At 54.6% G+C, this 20,814-nt stretch carries 19 protein-coding genes, 3 tRNA genes, 1 pseudogene and 1 riboswitch; of the genes and pseudogenes, 4 read left to right on the top strand and 19 right to left on the bottom strand.

Annotated elements, in window-relative coordinates; all coding sequences use genetic code 11:
- Nucleotides 1–3 precede the first annotated feature (3 nt).
- Nucleotides 4–648 carry an anthranilate synthase component II gene (locus ACT3RW_RS00115; RefSeq protein ID WP_262198854.1) on the bottom strand — a complete coding sequence of 215 codons (645 nt, stop codon included), beginning with the start codon at nt 646–648 and terminating at the stop codon, nt 4–6.
- Between the two features lie 176 nt (nt 649–824).
- On the bottom strand, nt 825–1,640 hold the full coding sequence (locus tag ACT3RW_RS00110; protein WP_444612412.1) for a class E sortase: 816 nt from the start codon (nt 1,638–1,640) through the stop codon (nt 825–827).
- Nucleotides 1,641–1,860: 220 nt separating this feature from the next.
- Here ACT3RW_RS00110 and ACT3RW_RS00105 point away from each other — a divergent pair, with 220 nt between their 5' ends.
- A complete protein-coding gene (locus ACT3RW_RS00105; protein ID WP_131089666.1) occupies nt 1,861–2,118 on the top strand; it encodes a cell division protein CrgA in 258 nt (85 codons plus the stop codon).
- Nucleotides 2,119–2,171: 53 nt separating this feature from the next.
- Here ACT3RW_RS00105 and ACT3RW_RS00100 read toward each other — a convergent pair whose 3' ends face one another.
- Nucleotides 2,172–2,489 (bottom strand): DMT family transporter, encoded by a 318-nt coding sequence (locus ACT3RW_RS00100; RefSeq protein WP_444612411.1) that lies wholly within the window; start codon nt 2,487–2,489, stop codon nt 2,172–2,174.
- Nucleotides 2,490–2,502: 13 nt separating this feature from the next.
- A riboswitch (guanidine-III (ykkC-III) riboswitch) is annotated at nt 2,503–2,569 on the bottom strand.
- A 4-nt stretch (nt 2,570–2,573) separates the two neighbouring features.
- Complete coding sequence (locus ACT3RW_RS00095; RefSeq protein WP_444612410.1) at nt 2,574–3,458, bottom strand: ArgP/LysG family DNA-binding transcriptional regulator; 885 nt, start codon at nt 3,456–3,458, stop codon at nt 2,574–2,576.
- Nucleotides 3,459–3,528: 70 nt separating this feature from the next.
- Between ACT3RW_RS00095 and ACT3RW_RS00090 the strand changes: the two genes are divergently transcribed.
- Nucleotides 3,529–4,146, top strand: coding sequence for a LysE/ArgO family amino acid transporter (locus ACT3RW_RS00090; protein WP_444612409.1), 618 nt, complete (start codon nt 3,529–3,531; stop codon nt 4,144–4,146).
- 492 nt (nt 4,147–4,638) lie between these two features.
- Here the strand turns inward: ACT3RW_RS00090 and ACT3RW_RS00085 are convergent.
- Both ACT3RW_RS00085 and ACT3RW_RS00080 read right to left on the bottom strand, forming a co-directional pair.
- Nucleotides 4,639–5,163: pseudogene (locus ACT3RW_RS00085) on the bottom strand (rhomboid family intramembrane serine protease).
- Nucleotides 5,164–5,579: 416 nt separating this feature from the next.
- Nucleotides 5,580–6,125: a peptidylprolyl isomerase gene (locus ACT3RW_RS00080; RefSeq protein ID WP_131089661.1), complete on the bottom strand. Its 546-nt coding sequence runs from the start codon at nt 6,123–6,125 to the stop codon at nt 5,580–5,582.
- 171 nt (nt 6,126–6,296) lie between these two features.
- On the opposite strand from ACT3RW_RS00080, the gene ACT3RW_RS00075 reads away from it, so the two are divergent.
- Complete coding sequence (locus ACT3RW_RS00075) at nt 6,297–6,503, top strand: hypothetical protein (protein WP_131089660.1); 207 nt, start codon at nt 6,297–6,299, stop codon at nt 6,501–6,503.
- A 3-nt stretch (nt 6,504–6,506) separates the two neighbouring features.
- Here ACT3RW_RS00075 and ACT3RW_RS00070 read toward each other — a convergent pair whose 3' ends face one another.
- Entirely contained in the window at nt 6,507–7,379 is an 873-nt protein-coding gene (locus tag ACT3RW_RS00070; RefSeq protein WP_262198869.1) for a DMT family transporter, read from the bottom strand.
- Between the two features lie 107 nt (nt 7,380–7,486).
- Nucleotides 7,487–8,482, bottom strand: coding sequence for a bile acid:sodium symporter family protein (locus ACT3RW_RS00065; protein WP_444612408.1), 996 nt, complete (start codon nt 8,480–8,482; stop codon nt 7,487–7,489).
- Nucleotides 8,483–8,535: 53 nt separating this feature from the next.
- Here ACT3RW_RS00065 and ACT3RW_RS00060 point away from each other — a divergent pair, with 53 nt between their 5' ends.
- Nucleotides 8,536–9,735: a glycosyltransferase family 4 protein gene (locus ACT3RW_RS00060; protein WP_444612407.1), complete on the top strand. Its 1,200-nt coding sequence runs from the start codon at nt 8,536–8,538 to the stop codon at nt 9,733–9,735.
- A 69-nt stretch (nt 9,736–9,804) separates the two neighbouring features.
- Here the strand turns inward: ACT3RW_RS00060 and ACT3RW_RS00055 are convergent.
- The 11 genes from ACT3RW_RS00055 to dnaA all read right to left on the bottom strand — a co-directional run bounded on the left by ACT3RW_RS00055 (nt 9,805) and on the right by dnaA (nt 20,814).
- Nucleotides 9,805–9,877: transfer RNA gene (locus ACT3RW_RS00055), tRNA-Ala, on the bottom strand.
- Between the two features lie 94 nt (nt 9,878–9,971).
- Nucleotides 9,972–10,044, bottom strand: a tRNA-Ala gene (locus tag ACT3RW_RS00050).
- 7 nt (nt 10,045–10,051) lie between these two features.
- A complete protein-coding gene (locus tag ACT3RW_RS00045; protein ID WP_444612406.1) occupies nt 10,052–10,171 on the bottom strand; it encodes a DLW-39 family protein in 120 nt (39 codons plus the stop codon).
- A 31-nt stretch (nt 10,172–10,202) separates the two neighbouring features.
- Nucleotides 10,203–10,276, bottom strand: a tRNA-Ile gene (locus ACT3RW_RS00040).
- A gap of 120 nt (nt 10,277–10,396) precedes the next feature.
- Complete coding sequence (locus ACT3RW_RS00035; RefSeq protein ID WP_444612405.1) at nt 10,397–10,984, bottom strand: DUF3566 domain-containing protein; 588 nt, start codon at nt 10,982–10,984, stop codon at nt 10,397–10,399.
- On the bottom strand, nt 10,981–13,608 hold the full coding sequence (gene gyrA / locus ACT3RW_RS00030; protein WP_131089655.1) for a DNA gyrase subunit A: 2,628 nt from the start codon (nt 13,606–13,608) through the stop codon (nt 10,981–10,983). The genes ACT3RW_RS00035 and gyrA overlap by 4 nt, the downstream gene beginning before the upstream one ends.
- 56 nt (nt 13,609–13,664) lie before the next feature.
- Nucleotides 13,665–15,668 carry a DNA topoisomerase (ATP-hydrolyzing) subunit B gene (gene gyrB / locus ACT3RW_RS00025; RefSeq protein WP_207306515.1) on the bottom strand — a complete coding sequence of 668 codons (2,004 nt, stop codon included), beginning with the start codon at nt 15,666–15,668 and terminating at the stop codon, nt 13,665–13,667.
- 342 nt (nt 15,669–16,010) lie between these two features.
- On the bottom strand, nt 16,011–16,568 hold the full coding sequence (locus ACT3RW_RS00020; protein WP_131089653.1) for a DUF721 domain-containing protein: 558 nt from the start codon (nt 16,566–16,568) through the stop codon (nt 16,011–16,013).
- Nucleotides 16,561–17,724, bottom strand: a complete 1,164-nt coding sequence (gene recF, locus ACT3RW_RS00015) for a DNA replication/repair protein RecF (RefSeq protein ID WP_444612404.1) — start codon at nt 17,722–17,724, stop codon at nt 16,561–16,563. The genes ACT3RW_RS00020 and recF overlap by 8 nt, the downstream gene beginning before the upstream one ends.
- Before the next feature lie 57 nt (nt 17,725–17,781).
- The gene (gene dnaN / locus ACT3RW_RS00010; RefSeq protein ID WP_444612403.1) at nt 17,782–18,909 is read right to left on the bottom strand and encodes a DNA polymerase III subunit beta; all 1,128 of its coding nucleotides are present in this window, start codon (nt 18,907–18,909) and stop codon (nt 17,782–17,784) included.
- A gap of 468 nt (nt 18,910–19,377) precedes the next feature.
- Nucleotides 19,378–20,814 carry a chromosomal replication initiator protein DnaA gene (gene dnaA / locus ACT3RW_RS00005; RefSeq protein WP_444612402.1) on the bottom strand — a complete coding sequence of 479 codons (1,437 nt, stop codon included), beginning with the start codon at nt 20,812–20,814 and terminating at the stop codon, nt 19,378–19,380.

Raw genomic sequence — 20,814 nt, 5'->3', positions numbered from 1 at the left:
TGGTTATTCGCCACTGAACAATGGGCTCAGGGTGGAGGCCTTCTCGGCCGCTCCCTGCAGTCCTAAGAATTCCAGCCAGTTACCAAGCATCTGGTAGCCCTGCTCAGTCAGAACAGACTCAGGGTGGTATTGCAGGCCCCATAAGGGCGCCTCGCGGTGCGCCAGAGCCATGATGACTCCCCCAGCGGTCTGTGCAATGATTTCCAGCTCTTCTGGGATGCTCTCGCGTACTGCAGCCAGCGAGTGGTAACGGGTAGCGGTGAATGGGTTGGCCACATTCTTGAAGACCGGGTGGTTCTCATGGTGGACGAGCGAGGTCTTGCCATGCATCAGTTCTTCGGCATGGGTTACCGTTCCACCGTAGGCTTCGGCCAGTGCCTGATGACCAAGGCAGACGCCCAACATCGGCTTATTCTGCTGCCCGCACCACTTGATCAAATCGATGCTCACCCCGGCACCAGCTGGATCACCGGGACCTGGAGAGATCAGTACACCGTCGTATTCAGAAGCTAATTCGATTGCTTCTTGCACACTGAGATCGTCATTGCGATGCACCGTGGTCTGCGCGCCAAGCTCCTGCAAATAGCCCACGAGGGTGTAGACAAAACTGTCGTAATTATCGATCACTAGGATCTTGGTGCTGCTCACGGGGTACTCTGGCCAATCGTTGAATCGGTAAAGGGGCTGATGTATTGATTCAGCCACGGAAAAACGTACACCATCAGTAATAGCACGATGGCGGCAATGACAATCAATGCTTCAAAAATGCGAAGCCATAGTGGACCGGGTAGGTTCCGAAAAATCCAGGCGTACATTTGTTCCTCCTAGCTCGTTGCTTCGATAACCATGTCGCGGATTTCCTTGGGTGGACCAGCGTCAAGGGGCTGCCAATCGGTCAATTCCGAATACGCAATCATTCGCTGTTGCGTCGTATATTTCGGATGGCAGGTAGTCATCGTCAAGATCGACTTGGTTGGCTCCACTCCCCATTTGTGCGGGGTAGGCAGAAGTACGTCGCCGTTGGATGGAGCAACCACTTCCGTGGCGTACCAGGTATAGGTGTAATAGCCTTCTGCTGTCTGCAGGTAGATCTTGTCGCCCTCTTGCAGCTTGTCTATGTCCCAGAAAACCTGACCGTGAGTTTGACGGTGCGCGGCAACGGCAAAGTTGCCTTTCTCCCCCGGTTGTTGGGTCGACGGGTAATGGCCGATACCCAGATTATCGATGACGTAGTCTTCGACTCCGGAGGTCACCGGGTGATGAGATCCATGGCTACCAAAACGTGGGAAATACATGATTCCAAAAGTGCTACCTGGCGCTATTTCGGTCACCGGCGCCGGCCCGTAGTCCTTGGTCTCTTCCTTTTCCTTCTCGGAAGAGTGTTCAGACGAATTCTCTGAGGAATCCTCTGGTTCATCCGGAATGACCACGTCGCCAAATTCTTGGATGAGTCCCTGAGTTACTTCTTTCTGAGCCTGCGCGGAATCAATATTTGTCCACCACAGTTCCCACGCAACATAGAGCATGAGCAAAATTCCTATAGTAATGAAGAGTTCACCGAGGAATCCTACGATGACATTTCCCGCAGACCGAGGGCGGCGCTCTGCGCGGCGGCCTTGTGCTGTGGCAACTCGATTCACTGCTCTGCGACTCCTCTGGGAATTCCTTTATCAGGATATGTCAATCTACATGGGGCCTCACAGGCCAAAACCCGGTAGTTCTCATGGGTTACGGCTAGTATGGAAGCTACGTAGGAATGCAACAAGCAGTTCTCAGCATCCTTGTGCCCAAGCCTACCGGGAAGACCTAACGTCTCCCACATTTACTACATTAAGCAGATGAAGCCGAGGGAGCATTCGAGTGCCGGAGTCAAAACCACGACGCAAGAACAAAACACAGGCCGAAACCGAGCGCCAGCGCACCCACTCCATTGATGCGCCAATGCCAGGTTGGTACAAACCTGTCATGTTTGGTTTGATGCTCCTTGGCCTAGTGTGGATCATCGTCTACTACATTTCTCAGACCCTGTTCCCAATCCCCAACATTGGTGGATGGAACATTGTTGTTGGATTCGGCATTGCGATGGTCGGATTCTTTATGACAACAGGCTGGAAATAGCACTACGCCGATCCCTATGGGGATCGGCGTAGTTCGTTGAATCGATCAGTTCTTTAGTGGCTTACGGCCTTGAGTCCGATAACGCATCCGACCAGACCAATGATGAACACCACCTTGAGCACCGAAAACGCTTCTTGTCCGGTGGTCATTGAGTAGATCACCGCGAGTGATGCTCCGACACCTACCCAGATTGCGTAGGCGGTGCCAACAGGAATCTCTTTCATGGCATAGGCAAGGCCAGCCATGGAAACTAGCAAGCCAGCAAAGAAGACGATGCTTGGAACAAGTTTCGACAAGCCTTCACTCATGCCCAAGGCAATGGCCCAAACGGCTTCGAAAACACCAGAAATAATAAGAACGGCCCAATACATGCCGGAATCCTTTTCTGGCCGTCTTGTCGCTTTCCGGGTACGGCTCCCTCGTCCGGGTACAGACATTGATTGCCTGCAACGAGCTCAGGCTATCAAATGCAGTCCGAATTGGCGGGCGGCTGTGACTAATATGCCATCCAGCTTTCTAAGCAGCTCTGAATCCACTGCCCATCGCTGCAGGTAGAGCGGAACATCGGCGAACCAATCTTCGTGAAGTACCTTCAGCCCCTTGGCATCAGCGAGTTGTAGTTCGGGGATCATCCCCCAGCCCATCCCTGCTTCAACCGCACTGAGGTATCGCAGCGAGTTAGGAACGTGGTGCACTTGGGCTTCGGGCCGTCGGTCCTGGCCAGCAAGCCGTGCCACCATGCTGTATTGCAATGGGTCCTCGCGATCAAAAACGACCATCGGTGTTTTAACTAGGGCTTCTGGATCCACGCGGGGCAGGTACCGTTCAACGATGCGTGGTGCTGCAGCTGCGCGATATCGCATGGCTCCAAGCTTTTTGCTGACGCATCCTTGAAGCGCTTGGGAAGTCGTAGTGACTACGGCGCTGACTCGTCCGCTTCGAAGTAGCTCCAATCCCCTGTTTTCATCGGTACGCAGAATCTCAACAGACAGATTCTCGATGTCTGCCAACTGTTCAAAGACCGGAGAGAACCATGTGGACAAGGAATCAGCGTTGACACCGATGGCTACATTCAAGGGTGCGTCAGCAGAAATTTCCCGGGTGAATTCCGCGCTGAGCAACGCCATCTGCCGCGCATACCTGAGCACCCTATATCCCTGTTCGGTAGGAATGACCGGACGGCTCCTGATTACAAGGATCGCCCCGATTCGATTCTCCAAAGCCTTGATTCGCTGGCTGACGGCAGAGGCCGTAACGCCTAAGTCGATGGATGCATCATCAAAGCTTCCGGCATCCACCACAGCCAAGAGGGTCTCGAGGTGCTCAACGTCGATATTCACATTAGGAACTCTAATCTAGATGCAGAAAGTTAAGTTCGACTTAGCCTGTAGATTTTCATACGGTTTTCTCATGACTCCTGCACCATTTCTCTTCGGCATGACCACTGGACTATCGCTGATCGTGGCCATCGGCGCCCAGAACGCCTTCGTACTCCGTCAAGGAATCAGAAAAGAGCATGTCTTCACCACCGCGCTAGTCTGCGCCCTGTCTGACGCCGTCCTCATTTGTGCTGGAGTCAGCGGAATGGGCGTCTTAGTTGAGCGACTCCCCTGGCTACTGGTCATCGCTCGCTTGGGTGGCTTCCTATTCCTTGCAACGTATGCGGCGTTCGCCTTCCGCCGGTCGTTCAAACCAGAGTCGCTGAAAATCAGCGATTCAACTCGTTCGGTGACGACCCTGTCAATAATCGGAACTACGCTGGCGCTAACTTGGCTCAATCCCCACGTATATATCGACACGGTTCTACTACTCGGATCGGTTGCCGTAGCCCAAGGCGACGGTGCTCCATGGTTTGCGTTCGGAGCCATCGCTGCGAGCTTCATCTGGTTTTTTGTTCTTGCCTACGCAGCGCGACTACTCGCCCCACTGTTTGCAAAACCCAAGGCCTGGCAGATCCTCGACTTCATCATCGGCATCCTTATGCTTTTGTTCGCAACCTTCTTGATCTGGCCCCTTTTCGCCAACTAATCCACAAGTTATCAACGTTATCCACACGCAATGTGCACAACTTTTACCAACAGTTGTTCACAAACTTATCCACAGCTGGGGACAAGGTGTCGATTCTTGAGTGGATATGCGCGTTATAACTTGTCAAGCGTACTTTTCGTTAAACAAATGACATGCTTGTAAGTTATTAACACTGTGGATTTCGACTGTGGATAGCGCTCGATTTTCGCTTATTCACAGCCACTCGCGCTAATCGGTTAAACTTTCGAACCTCAAGTTATTAACAGTTCACTGGTTCGTATATGCGCTATCTACAGGGGTTGTTAAAAAGTTATCCACAGCTGGGGACAAGGTTGTGAGTATTGCTTAGCGTCCTCGAAATATCCTTGAATACAAGGGTATCCACGCCTGTTAATATCTCCGAAGCTCCGGAAGTTACACGGATGTAAGTTATTAACAGTGTGGATAATCTGTGTGGATAACGAATACTGGGATTTTCGAACTATGCTCCGGTCACTTTGCACCCTGGGCTGCAAGGTACACAGCGACAAGCAGAAGTATTGATAACGTGCTGAGCAGTACTAGCTGGATTCGCGAACGCTGTGGATTACTTCTAGGGATGAGCACGATACATGCTGAAGCAATAATGCCGGTTACGGCGCCACCCAAGTGTCCTTGCCAAGAGATTCCGGAAACGACGAAGCCAAGCACGATGTTGAGCACGAGAATGATGCCCATCTGGCGTAAGGCTTGCTTGTTGGAGCGGAAGACAACAAAGGTTGCTAGGAAGAGGCCTGCCAATGCGCCCGAGGCACCGAGTGTGGCGCTCATCGGAGCGCTGAGCAATAAGATGCCCAAGGATCCGCCGATGGCGCTGAGCAGATAAAGTCAAGCGAAACGCAGCCTGCCTAGTCGGGGCTCTAGCAATGTGCCGAAGATGTAGATGCCGTACATGTTCATGGCCAGGTGCAGGATTGACCCGGTGGAGTGAGCGAAGGCGCTGGTGATCAAACGCCATGGTTCATAAGCGGCGATCACGGGCGCTAGGACCAATGAATTGGTCAGCCCCGGGATGATCCACTGGAATAGGTATACAAGGACGTTCAGTGCGATCACGGCGTAGGTAATCACCGGAGCACCGGAGCGTAAGCGCCCACCAAACTGTGTTTGCTGTTGCGGCAGGCGCCTGCTGGCCTCCGCGACACATTCCACACACTGCACGCCCACTGGGGCAGAGACCTGGCATTGAGGACAGATCGGGCGTTCGCACCGATTGCAAGAAACGTAAGCTACCGTGTCCGGGTGTCGATAGCATGTCGGAGCTGCTTGGCCCTGAGGGTTAATTTGCCCGTAGGACATCGGTACCTGCCTTGTATAGGGTTGGGTGCTTAAACTTCAGGCCCCGACAACACCACATGGTGGATCGTCGGGGCCTGCGGTTTTGGAGTCGGTTGTTACAGGGTCTCGATATCGACCGAGTTGATAACAACGTCTTCCAGTGGCTTGTCGCGGCCGTCGGTTGCAACAGCGTTCAGCGCGTCAACGATCTTGCGTGAATCTGCGTCATTAACTTCACCGAAGATGGTGTGCTTGCCCTGCAACCAAGTGGTTGGCACGGTGGTGATGAAGAACTGCGAACCGTTGGTTCCGCGGCCCATACGGATACCCGCATTAGCCATGGCCAGCTTGTAAGGCTCGTTGAAGTTCAGTTCTGGGTGGATCTCATCATCAAACTGGTAGCCTGGGCCGCCGAAGCCCTGACCCAGTGGGTCGCCACCCTGAATCATGAAGTCAGAAATGATGCGGTGGAAGATGGTTCCGCTGTACAGCGGGGTGTTGGTCTTCGTGTCACCGGACTCTGGGTGTACCCACTCCTGCTCACCGGTCGACAGGCCAACGAAGTTCTTTACGGTCTTAGGTGCGTGGTTGCCGAAGAGATCGACAACGATATCGCCCAAGGTAGTGTGAATCGTGGCTTTATGAGTTGCGTTTGCGGTCATGCCTACATTGTTCCATGATCAGGGCGTGACCCACTAAAAACTGACGTACGCGTTGAGTGAAAATTTAGAACAATCTCTGATGGCATCACAGCTAACACTGGCTTGCAAGACCGTATCTGCATAGTCTTGAACTGTCGGAGACCGAGATCGACTTTGAGTCTGGAGCAATGCATGAGCAAGAAGAGCAAAGTAGGAAAAGTACTAGCCGTTGGCTTGATTGCCGGAGTCGTCGCCATTTTGGTTGCCGTATGGAAAGCCTCGAAACCAATCGAAGATCCATGGGAAAACGAACCTACAACGGCCCTTCCACAACAGCCCATTGATTCACGAGAAGCCAGTGTGGAAGAAATCCGCGAAATTATCGAAGATGACAAATAAAAACTAACTACGCTTCACTTTTGGTTGGGCTTGTCCTCGTATGACGAGGGCAAGCCCAACGAGTATCACCACTAGGCCGGCATAGGTTGCCGGCGATACAACCTGCCCCAAGAAAATTGCTGCCAGTAATGCAGCACCTGGAATCTCGAGCAAGATCAGCATTGAAACCGTCAGGGCTCCCAATACATTGAGCAGATGGTTCATTGCGGTGTGGCCAAGAATCTGCGCGCAAACCGTCAGCAGAACAATGCCCCACCAACCATGAGCATCAAAACCCCACACAGGCATGCCGGTGGCAAAGCAGAGCACCAATAGAGCCAGTGCGGTAATTGCGTAACAGCTCGAGGTGTAGCTCACGGTGCTCATTGTTTGTCGAGCGACGGATCCTGCAAGGGTGTAAACAGCCGCCAAGACGCCACCTGCTAAGGCCAAAAAGTCACCGAGCAGAGCCTGCGAACCCAAGCTCATGTCGAACCCGGTGATCACAATCGCGCCACCTAGGGCAACCGCCATTCCGACAAAAACCTGTGTTCGATACTGAACCTTGCGCATTACTTGGAAGACCGCAATCCACACACCTTGGATGCAGACCAAGGCAGTACCGGCAGCCACGCTAGTGAGTCGCATCGAGTACATAAAGCAGACGAAGTGAAGAGCCAGTGCTGTTCCCGCAAGACCGGTGAACGTCCACTCACGAGCTGTCATACTCAGATACACCCGAGGGTTTTTTCGCAACGCCGGCACACTCAAAATTGCCGCTGCTGCACCATTGCGCCAGAAGGCCATGGACAGAACCGGGACACCCGGGAAAGCAGCAATAATGGGTCCGGAGGCAGAGACTCCGAGGATGCCGACCAAGGCGAGAAGGAACGTCACGAGCTAAAAACACCTTCGTTTCTTGTAGCTGTTTTCAGCTGGGACAAATCACGTTTTTTGCCCGTGGTTACGTATCAATATCCTACATTCCTCAATGGGAATATATCTTATTTGTCGGCCAAATTCCCCGTGTTTACGGTCTTTTTGCGTCGCCAGTAAGCAGCGATCATCGCTCCGGACAAGTTATGCCATACGGAGAATACAGCAGCGGGCAGAGCTGCTTCTGGGGTGAAATATTGCTTTGCTAGTCCACCTGCCAACCCTGAATTCTGCATTCCTACTTCGATAGCCATCGTTCGGCGGGCATCGGCAGGCACGCGCATCAGCACGCCGGCTCCGTAGCCCAGCAGGAGCCCCAATCCGTTGTGCAAGATGACGGCAACTAATACCAGCAGTCCTGCATTCATGATGGCTTGCGAGCTGCCGGCCACAATAATTGTCACCACAACGGTGATGGCGAGAACTGAGATCCATGGAAGAACTCCGGTGACCTTAGTGACCAATCGGTTAAGGACCATCCGGATCGCAATTCCGAGCACCACTGGAATCAGAACAATCTGAACAACACTGAGCGCCATCGATCCGGCATCAACAGGCATGTACTGGCCAGCCAGCCACAGAGCCAACAGGGGAGTTAGCGCAGGGGCAATCAAGGTCGATACAGAGGTCATGGCTACCGACAGGGCAACGTTGCCTCGAGCCAGGTAGGAAACGACGTTTGACGCTGTTCCACCCGGAGCGCAGCCAACCAAGATGAGGCCGGCCGCCAGTGCTGGATCTAGGTGAAGCACGGTGGCCACCAACCAGCCTGCGCTCGGCATCACGACAAACTGGGCAACCACACCGCCAAGGACTGGCAGCGGGTTTTTCACCACCAAGGCGAAGTCAGGCAAGGTCAACGTCAAACCCATGCAGAACATGATGATCATCAATAAAGGATTGATCCACCCAGCCAAGCCAACAAAAGCTTGGGGGAGCAACATGCCACACAGTCCACCCAGCAGAATCAATACAGGAAAGAGGAGGACCGCTATGCGCGAATCTTTGTCGATCTTTTCGCTCTGAACTGCGCCGTCGACGTCGCCGGAATTTTCGTTTACCACTTACGGTATCTTGCCACCAATGGCCTAAAACCAACAATAAACAACAGAAGTTAATGAACTGCCCCAGTCGTATTTACTTTGATGTCACCGTGGATCGCCATCCTGAAAGTGTGAAGGTCGCAATCGTCGCTGAATCGTTCCTGCCCCACTTCAACGGGGTTACCAACTCTATTCTGAAGACCCTGGATCATCTGGCTCTGACCGGACATGATGCAGTGGTCATCACGCCAGCTGGCTCATTGACCGGCGAACTGACGGGCCACGGGGTGCCGAAGCACTACCGCGGTTTCCGTATCCACACCGTGCCCTCAATGCCGTTGGCTAGCTACCCTGAGGTCAGGGTGGCTACTACCAGTGTGGGTCGACTTCGTAAGATCCTGGCGCGTGAGCGCGTAGACGTAGTCCATCTGGCTAGCCCATTCATCTTGGGATGGCAGGGGCTACGTGCAGCTCAAGAACTGAATCTACCTACGGTAGCCCTCTATCAAACCGAGGTTCCCAACTATGCAAGCCGCTATAAGATGCCGTGGTTAACCCAGCGTCTGTGGGAGCATGTCCAAGCCATCCACACGGCTGCTGATCTATCGCTAGTTCCCAGCACCTTTTCTTTTCAACAGCTCAAGAATTTGGGGATTGACAGGCTCAAGATTTCGGGCAGGGGAGTCGACACCGTCCAATTCACCCCACAACGACGCAGCGAGCACTTCAGGCAGGCTGTGGCTCCGAATGGGGAAGTCATTATCGGATATGTTGGGCGTCTGGCCGCAGAGAAGCAGGTTGCCGATCTGAAGGCTTTAGCTGACCTGAAGAACACCAGACTCGTCATCGTAGGTTCTGGCCCGTTAGAGGCCGAATTACGGGCCTTACTGCCTACCGCACACTTCACCGGCTTCCTCTCGGGTGAACGATTGGCAGAGGTCATGGCTTCTATGGATGTATTTGTTCATCCCGGCTCCTCTGAAACCTTCTGCCAGACCATTCAAGAGGCTATGGCCTGTGGTGTCCCGGTGGTGGCTGTGGGCCGTGGAGGGCCACTAGACCTCGTGGATTCCTCGCACACGGGCTGGTTGTATCAACCGGGGAATCTTACTGAGCTACGAAGCCGGGTCAGTGACCTTGTTTACGATGATGCCAAACGCTTGGCCTTTGCCAGTGCGGCGCTAGCCAGCGTTCAGGGTCGTTCCTGGTTCAACATTGGTGAACAGCTCGTCGACCATTATCAATTTGTCCGAATGGCCCGAATCAGCCGCTGATGTTCTGCGGCCTTGTGCCTTGGAAATGGCGAAGGACGGAAAGCGAATGCTTTCCGTCCTTCAATACTGTGGAGCCTAGGAGAATCGAACTCCTGACATTCTGCTTGCAAAGCAGACGCTCTACCAACTGAGCTAAGGCCCCTTATACAGTTTTTGGTGTTCCACACCGATCAATCCGAAGCGGATCAATCAAAAAGAATTAGCGGAAAGCTGATGCTTTCCGCCAGTCTTTTTTGTGGAGCCTAGGAGAATCGAACTCCTGACATTCTGCTTGCAAAGCAGACGCTCTACCAACTGAGCTAAGGCCCCAAAAGCTTTAGGAAACTTCATCGGCTACCTGATGCCAGGTTTCCTTTGTTTCCGAAGAAGCCTTTACTTTCTTGACCAAGACTACCGTAGCAGTCGCAATCGTTGCGAGAACCAGGAACTTTTTCATTACTTCCTCTTTCTCTCTAGCAAGGTTTCCGTGGGCGTACCAAGACTTGAACTTGGGACCTCTTCGTTATCAGCGAAGCGCTCTAACCGCCTGAGCTATACGCCCTTGCTTTTGTTTGTTCCCTTTGGAACGAAATAAAACTCTACCGGGGATTTCCAGAACTTACAAATCGAGCCCGGGTGTCATGCATCACAGCATGAATCCCGGGCTCGACTAGGGGTGTTTCTAGTCGTCGGTGAGGGTTACTCCGATGCCGCCAACCAATGAAGCAGCGATGTTGTACAGCACCGCTCCAAGGGTGGAAACCACCGAAATAACTACAACATTCACCACGGCGATAATCGTTGCGTAGGAAGCAACCTGACCCAGCGACATGGTCTGTCGTAGGTCGAAGCTGCCCTGAGCAATCGCATCACGGATCAGCTGGTTGAACGCATCGAAGGTTCCCATCAGGTCAAGCAGGGCCCAAATACCCACGGAAGCAACTACGGTGATCACACCGAAAGCTACCGCGAACAAGAACGCGAGCTTCAGAACCGAGAACGGTTCAACCTTGGAGACCAGCAAGCGTGCCTTACGCACCTTGGCCTGAGGCGCCGGGCGAACCAGACGCTCCTGGGTGGTAGCCGGGCGCTGCTGGCCACCGGTAGGCCGTTGACCTGTTGGGCGGCTCTGGCCGCCTGCTGGTCGGGCACCGCCGGCCGCTGGGCGGCTACCGGTGTTGCTAGTTGCCGGACGCTTTACCTGGGCAGGTCGCGGCGCTTCGCTCTTCGGGGCACTGCCGTTGGGGCGTGGCGTCGAGGGCGTGCTCATGCGTTACCTCCGTTAGTGGTGTCATCGTCCTGTACGTCAGTTTCGGTTTCTGGCGCAGGTGATGACTGATCGATCGTGTTTTCTGCGTCCAACGTTACGGCATCTTCCTCCAAGTTCTCTTCGAGCTGAGTCTCGGAGTTCTTGGCCACCGCAATAATGCTGTCCTTCTTGTCCGGCTTTGCGAAGATCACACCCATGGTGTCTCGACCCTTGGCAGGAACCTGCGATGCGGCTGAGCGCACCACCTTGCCACCGCTCATGACAACCAAAACTTCGTCGGTTTCATCAACGATCAACGCACCAACCAATTCGCCGCGTTCCTCGTTCAGCTTGGCAACCTTAATGCCCAAGCCACCACGGGATTGAACGCGGTATTCAGCAACATCGGTGCGCTTGGCGTAACCTTCGTTGGTCACCGTGAAGACGAAGGAATCTTCGCGGACCACATCGGCGGCCAACAACTCATCACCTTCACGGAACTTCATGCCGGTCACACCAGAAGTTGCACGACCCATTGGACGCAGTGCGGTATCGGTCGCGGTGAAGCGGACCGACTGACCCTTGCGCGAGACCAGCATCACATCATCGGATTCGCTAACCAGCTGTGCGGAGACAAGCTCATCATCGTCGCGCAGGTTGATAGCGATCACGCCGGCGGTGCGGTTGGTGTCGTAGTCTTCCAGACGGGTCTTCTTCACCAAACCATTGCGGGTAGCCAACATTAGGTAGGCAGCATCCTGGTAGGTGCGTAGATCCAAGACCTGGGCGATGTGCTCGTCGGGCTGGAATGCCATGACATTTGCCACGTGCTGACCCTTGGCGTCACGACCGGCCTCGGCCAGTTCGTAGCACTTGGTGCGGTACACACGGCCGTGGTTGGTGAAGAACAGCAACCAGTTGTGGGTTGAGGTGACGAAGAAGTGCTCCACCACGTCGTCCCCGCGCAGGTTAGCGCCCTTGATGCCCTTGCCGCCGCGAGCCTGCGAGCGGTAGTTGTCAATGCGGGTGCGCTTAACGTACCCACCGCGGGTGATGGTGACGACCATTTCCTCTTCAGGGATCAGGTCTTCAACGCTCATGTCGCCGTCGTAACCCATAAGGATCTTGGTGCGACGATCATCGCCGTGTTTGTTCACGATCTCGCCAAGTTCTTCGGCGACGATTTCTCGCTGACGTTCAGGCGAAGCGATGATGGCCTGGAATTCGGCAATCATGCGCTCGAGTTCAGCGTGACGATCCTGAATCTTCTGACGCTCCAGAGCGGCCAGACGACGCAGCTGCATATCAAGGATGGCGCGGGCCTGATCCTCATCGATGCTCAGCAGTTCCATCAGTCCGTCGCGCGCTGCCTCGGTGGTTGCCGAACGGCGAATCAGCGCGATGACCTCGTCCAAAGCATCCAGTGCCTTGAGCAGGCCACGCAAAATGTGCGCTTCTTCTTCGGCCTTCTTCAGACGGAACTGGGTGCGGCGTACGATGACTTCGATCTGGTGGGTGACCCAGTGACGGATGAACCCATCCAGTGGCAGGGTGCGTGGCACCCCGTCAACGATGGCCAGCATATTGGCCGAGAAGTTGGTCTGTAGCTCGGTGTGCTTGTACAGGTTGTTAAGCACAACCTTGGCCACGGCGTCGCGCTTGAGCACGATGACCAGGCGCTGGCCGGTACGGCCCGAGGTTTCATCGCGCATGTCGGCGATGCCGGCGATCTTGCCGTCACGCACTAGCTCGGCGATCTTCACCGCGAGGTTATCCGGGTTGGCCATATATGGCAGTTCGGTAACTACCAAGCAGGTGCGACCCTGGATTTCTTCCACGTTGACTACCGCGCGCATAGTGATGGAACCACGGCCGGTGCGGTAAGCATCGGCGATGCCCTTGGTGCCAAGGATCATCGCGCCGGATGGGAAGTCCGGGCCCTTGACGCGCAGCATCAGCTCGGCGAGCAGCTCTTCACGTGTAGCTTCCGGGTTCTTCAGGTACCACTGCACACCCTCGGCAACTTCGCGCAGGTTATGTGGCGGAATGTTGGTCGCCATACCCACGGCGATGCCCGAGGAACCGTTCACCAACAGGTTAGGGAAGCGGGCTGGAAGAACCGTAGGTTCCTGGTTCTTACCGTCGTAGTTGTCCTGGAAATCAACGGTGTTCTCGTTGATGTCGCGGACCATTTCCATGGCCAGTGGGGCCATTTTGGTTTCCGTGTAACGCTGGGCAGCAGCACCATCGTTACCCGGGGAGCCGAAGTTACCCTGGCCCAGGGCCAGTGGGTAACGCATAACCCAGTCCTGGATCAGGCGAACCAGGGCATCGTAAATCGCAGTATCACCGTGCGGGTGGTACTGACCCATCACTTCGCCGACAACGCGGGCGCACTTGTTGTAGGCGCGCTCCGGACGGTAGCCGCCGTCGTACATCGCGTACAGCACGCGGCGGTGCACAGGCTTCAGGCCATCGCGCACATCCGGTAGGGCACGGCCAACAATAACGGCCATGGCGTAGTCCAGGTAGGACCGCTGCATTTCGGTCTGCAGGTCGATCTGGTCAACCCGGCCGCCTTCATGGATTGGCTCGATGACTTCGCCGTCCATGGGTTCATTCTCAGGGGTTTGCTCGTCGCTCAATGTGTTCCCTTATAAGTCAAAAAGTCTTCAGTGGATTTCGTCTTGGCCTAGGCCGATCAGATATCCAGGAAGCGCACGTCCTTGGCGTTCTGCTGGATGAAGTTACGGCGGGACTCCACGTCCTCGCCCATCAGCACGGAGAAAACTTCGTCCGCGGCTGCGGCGTCATCCATGGTGACCTGGCGCAGCGTACGGAATTCCGGATCCATGGTGGTGTCCCACAATTCCGAGTAGTCCATCTCGCCCAGACCCTTGTAGCGCTGGATTCCGTTGTCCTTTGGCAGGCGCTTGTTGGAAGTCTGTCCAGCTAGCAGTGCGTCATCGCGTTCCTTATCGGAGAACACGTAGTCGTGCGGCGCATTGGACCACTTGATGCGGTACAGCGGGGGAGCAGCGAGGTAAACGTAGCCGTGCTCGATCAGCGGACGCATAAAGCGGAAGATCAAGGTCAGCAGCAAGGTGGTGATGTGCTGGCCGTCGACGTCAGCATCGGCCATCAGCACAATCTTGTGATAACGCAGCTTGGCCATGTCGAACTCTTCGCCGATACCGGTACCAAAAGCGGTGATCATGGCCTGAACTTCGGCATTGCCCAACGCACGGTCCAGACGAGCACGCTCCACGTTCAGGATCTTGCCACGCAACGGCAGGATTGCCTGGGTGTGTGGGTCACGTCCGCGCTTGGCCGAGCCGCCTGCGGAGTCACCCTCCACGATGAACACTTCGCACTCGGAAGGATTCTTCGAGGAGCAGTCCGAGAGCTTACCGGGCATACCGAAGGATTCCATCGGCGACTTACGTCGGGCATTATCGCGCGCTTTGCGGGCGGCCATACGCGCCTGGGAAGCGAGCTGTGCCTTGCGGATAATGTCGCGGGCAACGTTGGGGTTGCGCTCGAACCAGTCGCTGAGTTCCTCGTTGACTACACCCTGGACAAAGCCACGGGCCATCGAGTTGCCCAGCTTGGTTTTGGTCTGGCCTTCGAACTGTGGTTCGGAAAGCTTCACCGAAATCACCGCGGTCAAACCTTCACGGGCATCTTCACCGGTGAGGTTGTCATCCTTTTCGCGCAGGATCTTGTTATCCCGGGCGTAACGGTTCAGCAGACCGGTCAGCGCAGCGCGGAAGCCTTCTTCGTGGGTACCACCCTCATGGGTGTTGATGGTGTTCGCGTAGGTGTGCACGGACTCGGCGTAGGCGTTGGTCCACTGCATCGCAATTTCCAGGCTGATGCCTCGAGCAGCATCTTCAGATTCGAAGGCGATGACCTCGTCGTGAACCAGTTCTACCTTTTTGGCGGCGTTCAGGTGCTTGACGTAGTCCAGCAGGCCGTCCTTGTAGAGGTAGTCCACAGTTTTTGGCTTGACTACCTGGTTTTCGATCTCTTCAGCGACTTCAGCTTCTGGTTCAGCGTTGACCGGGGTGCGCTCATCGGTCAAGGTGATGCGCAGGCCCTTGTTCAGGAAGGCCATCTGCTGGAAGCGAGCACGCAGCGTCTCAAAATCGAATTCGGTGGTCTCGAAGATTTCCGGATCCGGGTAGAAAGTCTGGGTGGTGCCGGTCTTATCGGTCTCTTCACCCTTTTCCAGCGGGCTGGTGGTCACACCACCATTGCTGAAGCCGATACGCCATGCGTTGCCCTGGCGGCGAACGACGGTATCCACCTTGCGCGATAGCGCGTTAACCACGGAAATACCCACACCGTGCAGGCCACCGGAAACAGCGTAACCGCCGCCACCGAACTTGCCGCCGGCGTGCAGGATGGTCATAACTACCTCAACGGTAGGCTTGCCCTCAGTGGGGTGGACATCCACGGGGATGCCTCGACCATTGTCGACACAACGCACGCCGCCATCGGCTTGCAAGGTGACGTTGATGGTGTCGCAGTATCCAGCCAAGGCTTCATCGACGGAGTTGTCCACGACTTCGTAAACCAAGTGGTGTAGGCCGCGAGGGCCGGTGGAACCGATGTACATGCCCGGGCGTTTACGTACCGCTTCGAGTCCTTCGAGGACGGTAATATCCTGGGCGCCATAGGTATGTTCGACTTTGGAAGTCATCGATTCCGCGGGAACCTGGCTTTCTGCCGGATCCTGCGGTGAAGCATTTTCAGTAGACACGGGTGCTACGAACTCCTCGAATTAAGCGCGCGATCACCGTTGCGCCGCAAAGTGCGTCTCGGGTGATCATGGTCTGGAGGGACGTCGCCGCGGGGTTGACCCACAGCAAAATCATTTCACTGCTTCTAATTCTACCGCGCTGAGCAAAATAATCGGTGCTTCTGTGGCCTAAATCGGCCACATAAAGCTAGCAATTGACCTTCTGAGGCAGTTGCGGAGCATAAGTGAGGGGGGATCCACCCTCCGGGTGCGTTAGCGCGCCATATGCCGTGCCAGCTATTTTTATCCGTAGGTGTCTCTTGGACCGCGTCCAGCGACCGAACGCATGCCGTGACGCCACGACGGAGCATTGGGTCCTAAGACCTTGAGCACGGTAACAATTCCGGGGCCCAACTCTGCATCAAATTTTTTCAGAATATCGTGGCTCATTAGGCGCATCTGTGCCGCACGTGCGGTCGTATCACAACGCATCACCACCACCGTATCTTCAAAAGATTCGGGTTTACAGTGCTCTGCATTTTCCGCACCAATGATGTCAGCCCAGCGCCCCAGCACCGAGCCCACGGCAACTTGGGTGTTCCAGCCGCGAGCCTTGGATAGCCGCGAGACAACTTCACCGATAGCTCGAGGGTCGCGCACCACTCCAGGTTCGGAGGTTCCCTTTTGGTCCATGAAGCCGCGACGGGCGGACTGACGTTTGCGAACTTTTTCCATTCGCGCTGCATCTACGCGGCGTTCGCCGCGCTCTTCCGCGAGCCTACGCATTCGGTTCAGCAAGGCCTTCGCTGAGTCGATTTCTGGATCAAAGCGGTGTTCGTCCCGCTCTTCAGGCTCACGCATCGACAACCTGGCCAGGGGATACCTGGAAGAAATGTCCCTTCAGTGCTTCGGGAACATCTTCCACTACGGCCGCCGTGACCAAAACTTGCTCTGCGCCGGCAACAATATGAGCCAGCCGATCTCGACGAGTGGTGTCTAGTTCGGCAAAGACATCATCCAAAATCAAAATTGGTCCCGAACCCGCTCGAGGATCATCATCACCAAAAACTCTGTAGGCTGCCAGACGCAGAGCCAAGGCAAAGGACCAGGTTTCACCGTGGGAGGCGTAGCCCTTGGCGGGAGTTGGGCCTAGGATCAGCGCAAGGTCATCACGGTGGGGGCCGAATAGCGAGATGCCGCGGTCTAGTTCACGGCTGCGGTTCGATTCGATGGCACCAAGAAGAAGATCTTGGATCTCTTCTTGGTTTAGCTCCTCCAACGACGTCACCGGAAGGCTGTTCTCGTCGGTTTCGCCTTCCAACGAGGAACGGTAGATCGCCTGTGCCGCTTTGCCGCCATCAGCAAGATCCGCGTAGGCAGCCTGCATATACGGCCTGATGAGCATAAGAACATCAAGGCGACCACGGATGAGTCGAGCCCCGCAGGTGGCCAGTTGCAGATCCCATGCTTGCAAGGTGTTCTCTTGCGAAGCGGTGAGTTTGGATTTTCCACGAATGGATTTGAGCAGTGCATTGCGCTGCTTGACGATTCGTTCGTAGTCATTTTTGGTTCCGGCTTCTACCGGTCGCAAGGCAATGAGCAGTTCGTCAAGGAACTTGCGGCGATTTGATGGATCGCCCTTAACCAAAGCCAAATCTTCAGGGGCAAACAAAACCGTTCGCACCATGCCCAAGATTTCTCGAGCACGTACCGGGTTAGCTCGATTGATCCTTGCTCGGTTCAGTTTCCCGCTAGTGATCTCCACCTCGAGCGTGGTCTTTTGGCTTCCGCGGTGCAAAGTACCGCGAATCAAAGCTCGTTCTGCACCAAAATTCAGCAACGGTGCATCGTTGCTGACGCGATGAGACGCCAAATTAGCTAGGTAACCAATGGACTCAACGATGTTGGTCTTGCCCACCCCATTGGGGCCGATTAAAACGTTGATGCCAGGAGCTAGGTGCACGTCAGCCTGCGCATACGAGCGGAAGCTCGTGAGGGAAAGCTGCGAAATATACACCGAGGTCCTGACAACGTCGTGGTGGCGGATGAAATGTTCATCCGCCAATTTGCGGGTTTAGTTCGAGTTTGGCAAACGTACTGGCATCACAAGGTAGCGGTACTGATCCTGATCAGCTTCGTCCAGCTTCTTCTGACCGGTCAGCATCGCCGGCTTTGGAGCACTAGTGAACGAGAAACGAACAAAGTCAGTGGTGAACGAGTTCAAACCTTCAGACAGGAAGGTTGGGTTGAACGCCACAACAATGTCTTCGCCGCGCAAGGAAGCAACGATTGCTTCTTCAGCCTGTGCGTCTTCGCCGGTACCAGCATCCAAGGTCAGCTGACCATCGGTGAAGGCCATGCGAACTGGGGTATTTCGTTCTGCAACAACCGATACACGACGTACCGCTTCCATCAGTTCGCTCGTGCGAACCGTTGCATGGATCGGGGTGTCGCTTGGGAACAGCGATCGAATCTTTGGGTACTCGCCATTAATCAACAACGAGGTGGTGCGACGGTTGGAGCTTTCGAAGCCAACCATGTCACCGTTTTCGCTGATTGCAAGCTTCAGTTCGCCTGCACCCGAAAGAGTCTTAGCAACTTCGCTCAAGGTCTTGGCCTTGATCAAGAACGAAGTGGAAATCTCCGAAGTGTTTGGAGTCCAATTCAGTTCGCGCAGTGCCAAACGGTAACGGTCAGTTGCCAGGAAGGTGATCAGGTCGTTTTCAATTTCAACCTTGATGCCGGTGAGCACTGGGAGAGTGTCATCCTTCGAAGCAGCAACGATGACCTGAGAAACAGCAGCAGAGAAAGCCTGACCATCGATGGTGCCGGCAATTGCTGGAAGTTCTGGAAGCGTTGGGTATTCATCAACTGGCATGGTGGCCAGGTGGAAGCGTGAGCGACCACAAGTCAAAGAGATCTTGGTGCCATCGGTTTCAAGAGTCACCGTTGAGTTTGGCAATGAACGAGTGATCTCAGCCAAGAGCTTGCCTGATACCAGGATCGAGCCTTGCTCTGAGATGTCCGCAGGGATCTCAATGTGTGAGGAAATCTCATAATCAAATCCCTCGAGGCGAACTAAGCCTTCATGGGTAGTGATCAAGATGCCAGCCAGTACTGGTGAGGGTGGGCGTTGTGCCAAGGACCGAGCGGTCCAGGATACGGCGTCTGCCAATACATCCTTTTCAACGCTGAACTTCACGAAAAATCCGCCTTTCGGAACCCTTTGAAACTTAAGTCAGGCCAAGAAGGTTTTTCCCTCGCCAAGTTCTTAAGCATAGAGCAGGTAGTTGCACGTTCTCTCCATCTTAATCTTGCCACGTCTTGTTGATGCAAAGTCATCGCTCGGTCTCGGTTGTTGATGAGAGCTGCGAGAAAAAGATTTGAACAGGTTTGGCTCGAGGTTCAGGAGTGGACTCGTTATTTGGATGAATAAGTGTTTAAAGGAGAAGTGTTAATAACCCCTGTGGATACTGTGGACAACCACCATCCACCGTGAAATGACGGCGATTGTGCATGTGAACAATCTGTGGTTGAAACTGACACTCAGTTCCAGCACCCTGTTGAAACTCAGTTCCACGATTTTTAACGTCCACATGGGTACCTATGTTTATCCGCAGGTAGTCACCAGATCATCCACAGTTTTATCCACACCTGTGATTTCTTGGGATTAATGCTCCCGCTGGCTCTGCTTAATGCGGTTAGTTAGCTCTGTGACTTGGTTAAAGATGGCTCGACGTTCCGCCATGAGCTCACGAATCTTACGATCCGCGTGAATCACGGTGGTGTGGTCGCGTCCACCAAGTTCGGCACCAATTTTTGGCAGCGACATGTCAGTAAGCTCACGCAAAAGGTACATAGCGATCTGACGGGCGGTGACCAAAGTACGGGTTCGGGACTTGCTGTTGAGCTCATCAATAGACAGCCCGAAGTATTCGGCGGTCTGCTTGATAATCGTTGACGGCGTGATTTCTTGGGCACCGTCTTCGCTGATCAGGTCCTTGAGTACGGTTTCTGCCAAGGCCAGATCAACGGACTGGTTATTGAGCGAAGCGAAAGCGGTGACTCGAATCAACGCACCCTCAAGTTCGCGGATGTTGGTGGAGATGCGTGAAGCGATGTACTCCATGACGTCTCCTGGAGCCGAAAGGTTCTCAGCATCGGCCTTCTTACGCAGAATCGCGATACGAGTTTCCAACTCAGGTGGCTGGATATCGGTAAGTAGGCCCCACTCGAAGCGTGAACGCATACGATCTTCGAACCCTTGCAGCTGCTTGGGAGGTAGATCAGAAGTGATCACAACTTGCTTGTTGTGGTTGTGCAGCGCATTAAACGTATGGAAGAACTCTTCCTGCGTTGCGTCCTTATTGGCCAAGAACTGAATATCGTCAATGAGCAGGATGTCTACGTTGCGGTAGGTCTGCTTGAAGCTGGCGCCTTCGTCATCACGGATGGAGTTGATGAAGTCATTGGTGAACTCTTCTGAATTCACGTAGCGAACGCGAATACCTTTGTACAGGTGACGAGCGTAGTGGCCAATGGCGTGCAGAAGGTGAGTTTTTCCTAGCCCGGAATCGCCATAGATGAATAGCGGGTTATAAGCCTTGGCTGGTGCTTCGGCTACTGCCACTGCTGCAGCGTGGGCGAAGCGGTTCGAGGAACCAATGACAAAGGTGTCAAAAATGTACTTGGGGTTCAGCCGGCCGAATTCTTGCGAGTTCGATGGGGGCGTTGGCTGTGGTGCTGGCTGCGGCCGCGGACCTGGGGTCTCAGTAACGGCTGGTGCCGCGGGAGCTGGAGCAGTTGTTTCTGGAATTTCTTCTTCCAACTCGTCCGAAAGAGACAGATCAACGCTGACGGCACAGCGGATATCGTCTTGGAATACTTCGCGTAGGGCCTCATCTAGAGGTTCACGAAGTTGAGTCTGCAGGATGTCTCGCGTCAGGTCATTGGGAACTGCCACTAGCAGCGTAGTTCCGATCAATCCTTGCGGCTTAGCCAACGATACGAAGGCACGGTAGCGGGCTTTGACGCGATCGTCGTCGTCGATCTTGCGAATGACCTGGCGCCAGGAGCTACCAATGCTATTGGTTTCGTCGCTGCTCAC

Source organism: Glutamicibacter sp. AOP5-A2-18, assembly GCF_052446055.1.
Classification (GTDB): domain Bacteria; phylum Actinomycetota; class Actinomycetes; order Actinomycetales; family Micrococcaceae; genus Glutamicibacter.
The sequence above is the reverse complement of the archived record's forward strand: the minus strand, read 5'-3'. Positions and strand labels throughout refer to the sequence as shown.

What these genes read in the sequence shown, in the direction of transcription:
- ACT3RW_RS00020 (WP_131089653.1), bottom strand. Translation starts at nt 16,568, where the DNA reads ATGCGTGAGCCTGAAGAGCGGGACGAACACCGCTTTGATCCAGAAATC.
- ACT3RW_RS00090 (WP_444612409.1), top strand. Translation starts at nt 3,529, where the DNA reads ATGACTCCTGCACCATTTCTCTTCGGCATGACCACTGGACTATCGCTG.
- ACT3RW_RS00075 (WP_131089660.1), top strand. Translation starts at nt 6,297, where the DNA reads ATGAGCAAGAAGAGCAAAGTAGGAAAAGTACTAGCCGTTGGCTTGATT.
- gyrB (WP_207306515.1), bottom strand. Translation starts at nt 15,668, where the DNA reads ATGACTTCCAAAGTCGAACATACCTATGGCGCCCAGGATATTACCGTC.
- ACT3RW_RS00080 (WP_131089661.1), bottom strand. Translation starts at nt 6,125, where the DNA reads ATGACCGCAAACGCAACTCATAAAGCCACGATTCACACTACCTTGGGC.
- ACT3RW_RS00035 (WP_444612405.1), bottom strand. Translation starts at nt 10,984, where the DNA reads ATGAGCACGCCCTCGACGCCACGCCCCAACGGCAGTGCCCCGAAGAGC.
- ACT3RW_RS00060 (WP_444612407.1), top strand. Translation starts at nt 8,536, where the DNA reads ATGAACTGCCCCAGTCGTATTTACTTTGATGTCACCGTGGATCGCCAT.
- ACT3RW_RS00100 (WP_444612411.1), bottom strand. Translation starts at nt 2,489, where the DNA reads ATGTATTGGGCCGTTCTTATTATTTCTGGTGTTTTCGAAGCCGTTTGG.
- ACT3RW_RS00045 (WP_444612406.1), bottom strand. Translation starts at nt 10,171, where the DNA reads ATGAAAAAGTTCCTGGTTCTCGCAACGATTGCGACTGCTACGGTAGTC.